The following is a 1,250-nucleotide window of genomic DNA, read 5'->3' as shown; positions in this document are numbered from 1 at the left end:
TCGACGGCGCTCGGCCCCTGTTAACACTTCGACCATCTTCTCGTTGTGACTAGTACTGAACATAGCTCCAAGACTACCTCTTAAGTTAAGAGGGGCGAAGTGTCTGGATCTTCAAGGGGCCAATCTATTTACGCTACTTTAGTGCGCACTTCCTTCGGTATCAATTTCAGACCCTTTTTGAACATGCTGTAGGGAGTCTGTCCTTCCATCATCCTGCCCTGATGTGGCCGCTGGGTGTTGTAGTGATCCAGATAGCTGTCCAGGTCTGTCTGCATCTGCTCCACTGATTCATACCAGGTCGTCCTCCCCTTGATACGGAAGTGTTCATCCAGCAGGGTGCGATGTAGCCGCTCGATAAAGCCGTTGCTCTGCGGCCTGCGTACCTTGGTGGTCCGGTGCTCAATCCCCTCCAGTTGCAGGAACAGCTCGTAGGGGTGATGGTCAGGGCGCCCGCAGAACTCGCGCCCGTTGTCCGACAGGATGGTATAGACCCGCGCCTCGTGAGCCTCGAAGAACGGCAGGACCGTTTCGTTGAGCACATGGACCGAGGTCACCGGCAGCTTGCTGGTGTAGAGCCGTCCCCAGGCGTGGCGGCTGTAGCAGTCCAGTACGGTTTGCAGATACACCTTGCCCACCCCCTTGAGTGCGCCGACGAAGAAGGTGTCGACCGCCACCAGTTCCCCGGTGTAGTGAACCTCAATTTGGCGTTCGCGAAACTCGGGGCTGAAGCGCTCGAGCAGGCGGATCTGCTCGTCATTGAGCTCAATCGTCTGTTCCCTGTGGGTTTTCTCGAGGCGCAACAAGCGGTCATGCTTGGAGAGCAAGTCGTGACGTTGCCACACGCCACGCACACCGCCCGCACTGACGTTGATGCCTTGCAGAGCCAGTTCTTGCGCGACCCGCAGCGGGCCATGGGTTGGTCTGGTGAGGGAGTAATCGAGGATGGCCTGCTCAATCTCGGGAGCGACCCGGTTGGGATGCGCCCCTTTGCAGCCGGGGAGCTTGTCGAGCAAGCCCTCAGCCCCATAGGTCTGGTAGTTACGGCGAATCTCGTAGAACTGCTGGCGGCTGTAGCCGATGAGCTTGCAGGCTTTGCTGACGTTATTGAGCTCTTTGGCGAGCTCTAGGGAAGGTGCGAATAAGCGGGGAAATTCTTCTCGGCTGACTCAGTCATTTCATTTTTTCAGTTTGAGCCGATCTTTTCTCCCGTAAATGCCTTGAATCAGCCTATTTAGACCGTTTCTTCGCCA

1 pseudogene is annotated in these 1,250 nt (G+C 56.7%); it reads right to left on the bottom strand.

What is annotated here, in order from left to right:
* Positions 1–128 precede the first annotated feature (128 nt).
* Positions 129–1,130: pseudogene (locus C3418_RS23580) on the bottom strand (IS481-like element ISAs19 family transposase); the annotation flags it as partial.
* Positions 1,131–1,250 lie beyond the last annotated feature (120 nt).

The organism is Aeromonas sp. ASNIH8, from assembly GCF_002919855.1.
Classification (GTDB): Bacteria; Pseudomonadota; Gammaproteobacteria; order Enterobacterales; family Aeromonadaceae; genus Aeromonas; species Aeromonas caviae.
Note: the sequence above shows the minus strand (reverse complement) of the source record. Positions and strands in the feature narration are given on the sequence as shown.